At 58.5% G+C, this 5,831-nt stretch carries 6 protein-coding genes; 2 read left to right on the top strand and 4 right to left on the bottom strand.

What is annotated here, in order from left to right:
• Positions 1–350: 350 nt before the first annotated feature.
• Both AAC083_RS03190 and hdfR read left to right on the top strand, forming a co-directional pair.
• Entirely contained in the window at positions 351–719 is a 369-nt protein-coding gene (locus AAC083_RS03190) for a DUF413 domain-containing protein (protein WP_042034519.1), read from the top strand.
• A complete protein-coding gene (hdfR, locus tag AAC083_RS03185) occupies positions 719–1,594 on the top strand; it encodes an HTH-type transcriptional regulator HdfR (RefSeq protein WP_108537982.1) in 876 nt (291 codons plus the stop codon). The genes AAC083_RS03190 and hdfR overlap by 1 nt, the downstream gene beginning before the upstream one ends.
• 73 nt (positions 1,595–1,667) lie before the next feature.
• Here the strand turns inward: hdfR and tyrA are convergent, their stop codons facing one another.
• The 4 genes from tyrA to AAC083_RS22865 form a co-directional block, all read right to left on the bottom strand.
• On the bottom strand, positions 1,668–2,807 hold the full coding sequence (gene tyrA / locus AAC083_RS03180; protein ID WP_108537981.1) for a bifunctional chorismate mutase/prephenate dehydrogenase: 1,140 nt from the start codon (positions 2,805–2,807) through the stop codon (positions 1,668–1,670).
• Between the two features lie 135 nt (positions 2,808–2,942).
• The gene (locus tag AAC083_RS03175; protein ID WP_042034522.1) at positions 2,943–4,016 is read right to left on the bottom strand and encodes a 3-deoxy-7-phosphoheptulonate synthase; all 1,074 of its coding nucleotides are present in this window, start codon (positions 4,014–4,016) and stop codon (positions 2,943–2,945) included.
• A 351-nt stretch (positions 4,017–4,367) separates the two neighbouring features.
• The gene (gene glpQ / locus AAC083_RS03170) at positions 4,368–5,450 is read right to left on the bottom strand and encodes a glycerophosphodiester phosphodiesterase (protein ID WP_042034523.1); all 1,083 of its coding nucleotides are present in this window, start codon (positions 5,448–5,450) and stop codon (positions 4,368–4,370) included.
• Positions 5,451–5,555: 105 nt separating this feature from the next.
• Positions 5,556–5,831: glycerol-3-phosphate dehydrogenase C-terminal domain-containing protein (locus AAC083_RS22865; RefSeq protein ID WP_308811039.1), on the bottom strand; the 276-nt coding region annotated here is incomplete at its 5' end.

Genomic DNA, 5,831 nt, shown 5'->3' with positions numbered 1-5,831 from the left:
CGTCTGTGGCGTGCCGACAACCTGGCCCAGCCAGCCATGATAGAGTAAGCATCTATCGAGACCAAATTTCCTACGTTGGTTCATGAATGATGCAAAATAGAGCGCCAAACGGCGCTTTATTTTTAACCAAAAAATCGTCTACCTACCCGCCAAACCTTTATAGAACCTGACATAACTCCGCTTTTTTTCTCACTTTTTTGCTTCTGCTTCCCCTGAATGCCCGTTGGATCATGGATAAATCACTTTCGATTAAAGAAATTTATCCATATAGTGAAAAAATTGATTTTGCACTCTGCGACAGCCTGATGATACTTGCCCGCAAAGGTCAAACTAACCAGAAAAAGAGCACTATGAGCTTCGAATCCGACAAGCGTTTCAACGACTTCAAACATTTTCCCCGTGGCCTGCGTCGCAGTGGCGAATTCACTGTGGCCGAAGCGGACAGTCTGGAAAAATACGGCACCGCCATGCTGGCGCTCTATCAGGGCAACCTGACGCCGCGCGATGACATAGAAAGCGCCTTTCTCGAACAAATCAAATCTGGCTCTGCCGGCAGCAATCCCCATGCCAAGGTGTGGTTCAAATATCTGAAGGTGATAGGTCCCAAGCGCGTGCATCGTCTGTGCACAGTCGCGGGTGGCGCCAACGAGGAAACCGGTGGCGGTGGATTTGAAGGTGGCAATGGCAGTGGCGGCGGCAGCGACGAGTCCATCGATTAATGGATACCGAACTGCTTCGGACCTTTATCGAGGTCAGCAAGACCCGACACTTTGGCCGGGCTGCTGAGAATCTCTACCTGACCCAGTCGGCGGTGAGCTTTCGGATCCGCCAGCTCGAGCAGCAACTCGGGGTCAGTCTGTTTGCCCGTCATCGCAACAACATCCGCCTGACCGCGTCCGGTGAACGTCTGCTGCCCTATGCAGATGCTATCTTGCATACCCTGGGTCGGGCCAAGCAGGACGTAGCGCTCTCCCCCGGTTTCAGTCAACAACTCGCCATAGGCGCGCCCGCCGTGTTCTGGGAGCTCGATTTCAACGACTGGCTCAATCACGTCTATGCGCTGGCTCCCGGCCTCGCCGTGCGGCTCGAAACCGCCTCGCGCGAGCACCTGTGCCGCCAGTTGCTGGAGCGCTCCCTCGACTTGGCCCTGCTCTCCGAGCCAACCAAGATTGACGAGATTGCCCTGCACCCCATCGGTGAGCTGGTGTTCGAACTGGTGAGCCGGGATGGTGCCGCCAGCGCCGACAGCCTGATGCAGATTCCCCACATTCAACTCGACTGGGGCACTAGCTTCGAGCCGCAACCCAGCCGCTTGCAGAGCCTGCAAAAGACACCCGTGCTGCACTCGAGCTCCGCCAGCATGGCGCTGCAGTTCGTGCTGGCCAATGGCGGTGCCGCCTATCTGCCACGGCGGATGGTGAGCCCCTTCCTGGAGCAGGGACTGCTGCATCTGGTGGAGGGAGGCCAGCCACTGAGCCGTCCGCTCTACCTCGCCTATCTGGAGAAATCCGATCGCCGGGAGCTTATCGATCAGCTGCTGACCCTGCCGCTCGGTTGGGATGGCGCCGATCTGCGCCTACCTCAGCCTGAATAACCTCAGGGCGGATAACACAGACAGAAAAGGGGCCGAATAGGCCCCTTCTCTATGATGCTTATGTGCAATCGCATCAGCCGTGCTGGCGGCGGTCGTTGGCCTGAGCCAGCAACATGCGGCTCTCGCGCAGGAACTGGTCGGCGTGTTCGCCGAAGAAACCGGAGACCTGTGAGAAGGCGTCGATAAATCCGGCCCTGTCCCCCCGCTCCAGCAGCCCCAGCACCTCGCCAAAGTTCTGGTAGTAGCGGCGGATCATCGCCAGATTCTGCGGTGACGACAATATGATGTCGGCATAGAGTTCCGGGTCCTGAGCGAACAGCCGCCCCACCATGGCCAGCTCCAGCCGGTAGATGGGGGAGCTCAGGCTCAGCAGGCGATCCAGATTGGCACTCTCTTGCGAGAGGTGCCAACCGTAGGCAAAGGTGGCGAAGTGGCGCAGCGCCTGAATGAGAGTCATGGCCTCATCGTGAGCCTTGGCTTCCACCTGCTGCAAGCGGGCGCCCCAAATGGTCATCTGATCCAGCAACCACTGACTGGCGGCCGCGTCACGGCCCTGACAGCACACGATCACCTGCTTGGCGAGGCTGGCCACATCCGGTCCGAACATGGGGTGCAGCCCCAGCACGGGCCCTTGGTGTACCGCCAACATATGGGCAAGCGGCTCACTCTTGACGCTGGTGACATCCACCAGCAAGCAATCGACGGGCAAGTTGCCGAGTCGGTCGATGATCTGACAGGTGATATCGATGGGCACCGCCACCATCACCAGACCGGCATCGGCCAGGATGGCGTCAGCCCTTGGCCAATCTGCTTGTTCGAGGGTCTCGACCCGGTAGCCGGAGAGGCCGAACATGTGACCGAACAGCCGGCCCAGCTGGCCCTGGCCGCCGATGATGACCACCTTGCCAAGATCCGGCTTCATGCATTTGAAGTGGTTATCTTTTTCGCTGGCCGATTCGAGGATATAAGATTCGCGCATCACCCGGCGCAGCACATCCTCAATGAGATCGCCGGGCACTCCCAGCAGTTCGGCCTCGGCGCGGCGGCGAGCCAGCATGCTTGCCTCCCTGTCCGGTGCATAGATGGGCAGGCCGTGGCGGCTCTTTACCTCACCCACTTCCCCCACCAGCGCCAGACGGGCGGCCAGCAGATCGATCAGCTGCCTGTCCACCACATCGATTTTGTCCCTGAGGGCATTCAACTCTTCAGCCATATCCAGTCCCTGCCGGCGCCGCGGGCAGCGGCGCCCTGAAATTCAAGAGGCAACAAGGTATCACGGCGTGAGCGGCGTGATACCACGTACGGTGATACCCAGATTGTTCAATAGGTTACGACAAGATACCACGGCTTACCGTGCAGTTCTGCCCTTGAGAGGTTCAACCAGCTGGTTGTGGCAGCGGGCTAGCAGGGTCGCTGTGGTGTCCCAGTCGATGCAGGCATCGGTGATGGAGACCCCATAGCGCATCTGCTGCTTGGGCTGCTCGCTGGACTGGTTGCCCTCGAACAGGTGGGATTCGAGCATCACCCCGATGATGGAGCGGTTGCCCTCCTGGATCTGGTGGATCACGTTGTCGGCCACCTTGGGCTGCAAACGGTGATCCTTGCTGGAGTTGCCGTGGCTGCAATCCACCACCAGACCGGGCAGCAGGCCCGCTTTCTCCAACGCCTCTTCTGCCAGCGACACATTGACCGAGTCATAGTTGGGATGTTTGCCGCCGCGCAGGATCACGTGACCATCCGGGTTGCCCTGGGTCTGCAGCAAGGCGACCTGACCCTGCTGGTTGATCCCCATGAAGGCGTGGGGGCTGGAGGCCGCCTGCAGCGCATTGATGGCGGTACCCAGGTTGCCGTCGGTGCCGTTCTTGAAGCCCACCGGCATGGAGAGGCCGGATGCCATCTCCCTGTGAGTCTGGGATTCGGTGGTACGGGCGCCAATAGCTGACCAGGAGAAGAGCTCCGCCAGGTATTGCGGGCTGATGGGGTCGAGTGCCTCGGTCGCCAGCGGCAATTCCAGCTCCGCCAGCCAGCAGAGCAGCTCGCGGGCCCGGTGCAGCCCCAGCTCCACATCGAAGGTGCCATCCAGATTCGGATCGTTGATAAACCCTTTCCAGCCGACCGTGGTGCGTGGCTTCTCAAAGTAGACCCGCATGACAATGTAGAGAGAGTCCTGATAAGCGTCATGCAGCGCTTTGAGTCTGGTTGCGTACTCTTTGGCGGCGTCCATGTCGTGAATGGAGCAGGGACCACAGATCACCAGCAGGCGGTGATCACGGCGGTGGATGATGTCGGCGATGGTGGTGCGGGCCCCTTGCACGAATGCCAGCGCCTGGTCGGAGATGGGTAGCTTCTCCTTGAGCTGGGCAGGCGTGATCATCACTTGTTCGGACTGGATATGGATGTTGTTCAGGGGGTCTCTTTGCATGATCTCATTCTCTCTACCGTTTTTAAGCCAATCGCACTGATCGTATCTTTTTGTTTACACAAGTCAGCACATTGTTACGCAACCGCCCTCACCTTACCAAGGAAAAACAAACAATCAAGTGAAACTAGCGGTTAAACTGCCTAATAGGTGGATAAACGACCAGGTTGGTGACCTAAACAGCCAGAAAGTCGCGGATAAAAAGTCCCTGAACCGCCAAAAATCGTAAACTTACAGTTACACCCCAATGCGACTGTCAGCGCTGCTCAACCACCATCCCACCCCAGCGCTTGCCTCCATGTTATAAAAAAGCGGGGCACCTGGCCCCGCTTGCGTTCGCGTCTTGCTCTGCAGTTATGGTTTGCCGTGTGCCTTGATGACTTCGACCGCCTTGTCCGGGAAGTCGCTGAACACCCCGTCAACATCGGCCTGATAGAGGAAGATGTTGAGCAGATCACTGAAGTCCTTGGCATAGGCCGGGATCTGGCCTTCATCCTGACGGAAGGTATAAGGATGCACCTTGAGACCGGCGGCATGAGCCTCTTTCACCATATGGGTAAACACAGGTTTGCCCAGGATGCCCGGCTCTGTGACTATCATCGGCTTCCAGGGGCCTATCCCTTCGGCATAGCTGGCGATGGTCTTCATGGCGCCCGGCTTGAACATCCAGTCATAGTCATAAGGGGTTGCCTTGCCCTTGGCGTCATAGACCATGGTCTCGTTCCAATCGGTCTCGGCCATCAGCTGCACCAGTTTCAAGTCCATGCCCATGGCCGGCATCAGCTCGCTGTTGATGCGCTTGAGCTCGTCGGCATCGAAGCTCTGCAGGTAGACCTTGTCATCCTTCCCTGTGTAGCCGTACTCCTTGAGTACGTTCAGCACCGCCTTGGAGATATCTTTGCCTTCGTGGCGAAACAGCCAGGGGGCCTTGATCTCCGGGTAGATGCCAATGTGCTTGCCAGTGCTCTTGTTGAGCCCCTGGATCATCTCTATCTCTTCTTGGAAGGTGTGGATCTTGAAGCTGGACTTCCACAGCGGGAAGCGGGCCGGATAAACGGGCACCTGCTTACCATCCACCAGCTGGAACGGCTCCGTCATGCGCAAGGAGCGCACCTCGTCCAGGGTGAAGTCCACCACATAGTAGCGTCCGTCCGGACGGACCCGACCGGGGAAACGCTCGGCCACGTCCGTGATGCCATCGAGGAAGTGATCGTGCATCACCACCAGCTGGTCATCCTTGGTCATCACCAGATCCTGCTCCAGATAGTCGGCCCCCATGCCATAGGCCAGCGCCTTGGACTCCAGGGTATGCTCGGGCAGATAGCCGGACGCGCCACGGTGGGCAATCACGATTTTACCTTCATCGGCAGCCAGTGCAGGCAATGCAAGGGCGCCCCCCAGGCCAAGGGCGATCAGGGAGAGAGAGAGTTTTTTCATGCGCGGTGCTCTTTGTTATTGTGTATTGGATGTAGGTTATTGTTATAACAGAGGTTTATTGCAGTTTAACGGCGGGCGGCCAAGGGGCCGCCCGTCCTTCATCAATCAGCTGGCCTTGAGCAGGGCGTGCTGGTGTTGCTCCAGCCAGACGTGCAGTTGCAGCTGCTCGGTATCGGACAGGCGCAGCCCCAGCTTGCTGCGGCGCCACAGTATGTCTTCCATCGAATGGGCCCACTCGCGGCTCATCAGATAACGCACTTCCGACTCGTACAAACCGGCGCCAAAGTGCTGACCGCGCTCCTCGTGCAGCCAGAGGCGAGCATGGCTGCCATAGGCTTCCGCGATACGGCGGGCATTGCGCTCATCCAGCCAGTCAAATTC

The sequence above is a fragment of the Aeromonas sp. HMWF014 genome (genome assembly GCF_963878295.1).
Taxonomy (GTDB): domain Bacteria; phylum Pseudomonadota; class Gammaproteobacteria; order Enterobacterales; family Aeromonadaceae; genus Aeromonas; species Aeromonas popoffii.
This window is presented reverse-complemented; position numbering and strand designations above follow the sequence as displayed.